The 1,488-nt window shown below is 50.9% G+C and carries 3 protein-coding genes; all 3 read right to left on the bottom strand.

Annotation, left to right across the window (positions count from 1 at the left end; all coding sequences use genetic code 11):
* Window positions 1-359 (bottom strand): hypothetical protein (locus AC0L3J_RS36990; RefSeq protein WP_473350372.1); only part of this gene is annotated, 359 nt, incomplete at its 3' end.
* 60 nt (window positions 360-419) lie between these two features.
* Window positions 420-917 carry a hypothetical protein gene (locus AC0L3J_RS36985; protein ID WP_001444089.1) on the bottom strand — a complete coding sequence of 166 codons (498 nt, stop codon included), beginning with the start codon at window positions 915-917 and terminating at the stop codon, window positions 420-422.
* Between the two features lie 75 nt (window positions 918-992).
* Window positions 993-1,488, bottom strand: a 496-nt coding sequence (locus AC0L3J_RS36980) for an aminoglycoside adenylyltransferase family protein (RefSeq protein ID WP_473350371.1), incomplete at its 5' end; no start/stop codon positions are given.

Raw genomic sequence — 1,488 nt, 5'->3', positions numbered from 1 at the left:
CATTCGGCATCAATGTATGCCACTAAGCCGACCAGCTGACCGTTTGGACTGAAGTATGTTGCCTGCACCCCACTTGACATCTCATCAATACCACCGCACTGCGCTAGGCGCCGGTCCCACTTGCCCACAGAAGCGTCAGGATCGGCTGAGTTCCCCAAGACCCTTGTGAGCCATGCCTCCTTTAACTCAACCTCTCGAATGATTGCGTCGGCCAGCTCCTCCGCGTTATCTAGTTCGACATAGTCTGGAATTCGGACGTACGTTCTGAACACAGCTGGATACTTACTTGGGCGATTGTCATACATGACATCAACAATGTACCCGTTTGTGTAACCGTCTCTTGGAGGTTCGTATGACACTAGTGGTTCCCCTCAGCTTGCGACTAGATGTTGAGGCCTAACATTTTATTAGAGAGCAGGCTAGTTGCTTAGATACATGATCTTCAGGCCGTTATCTGTCAGGGCAAGCGAAAATTGGCCATTTATGACGACCAATGCCCCGCAGAAGCTCCCATCTTTGCCGCCATAGACGCCGCGCCCCCCTTTTGGGGTGTAGAACATCCTTTTGCCAGATGTGGAAAAGAAGTTCGTTGTCCCATTGTTGGCAATGACGTAGTAGCCGGCGAAAGTGCGAGACCCATTTGCGCTATATATAAGCCTACGATTTCCGTTGCGACTATTGTCGTAATTGGATGAACTATTATCGTAGTTGCTCTCAGAGTTGTCGTAATTTGATGGACTATTGTCGTAATTGCTTATGGAGTTGTCGTAGTTGCTTGGAGAAATGTCGTAGTTGGATGGGGAGTAGTCATAGGGAAGACGAGCTTCATCCACTAAAACAATTGGCAGGTCAGCAAGTGCCTGCCCCGATGCCATCGCAAGTACGAGGCTTAGAACCACCTTCAACAGATCGCGCATAGTCTTCCCCAGCTCTCTAACGCTTGAGTTAAGCCGCGCCGCGAAGCGGCGTCGGCTTGAACGAATTGTTAGACATTATTTGCCGACTACCTTGGTGATCTCGCCTTTCACGTAGTGAACAAATTCTTCCAACTGATCTGCGCGCGAGGCCAAGCGATCTTCTTGTCCAAGATAAGCCTGCCTAGCTTCAAGTATGACGGGCTGATACTGGGCCGGCAGGCGCTCCATTGCCCAGTCGGCAGCGACATCCTTCGGCGCGATTTTGCCGGTTACTGCGCTGTACCAAATGCGGGACAACGTAAGCACTACATTTCGCTCATCGCCAGCCCAGTCGGGCGGCGAGTTCCATAGCGTTAAGGTTTCATTTAGCGCCTCAAATAGATCCTGTTCAGGAACCGGATCAAAGAGTTCCTCCGCCGCTGGACCTACCAAGGCAACGCTATGTTCTCTTGCTTTTGTCAGCAAGATAGCCAGATCAATGTCGATCGTGGCTGGCTCGAAGATACCTGCAAGAATGTCATTGCGCTGCCATTCTCCAAATTGCAGTTCGCGCTTAGCTGGATAACGCCAC

Source organism: Bradyrhizobium sp. Kon37, assembly GCF_055807535.1.
This window is presented reverse-complemented; position numbering and strand designations above follow the sequence as displayed.

Bases quoted from the DNA above. Each gene is read 5' to 3' on its own strand.
- AC0L3J_RS36985 (WP_001444089.1), bottom strand. From the start codon at position 917: ATGCGCGATCTGTTGAAGGTGGTTCTAAGCCTCGTACTTGCGATGGCA.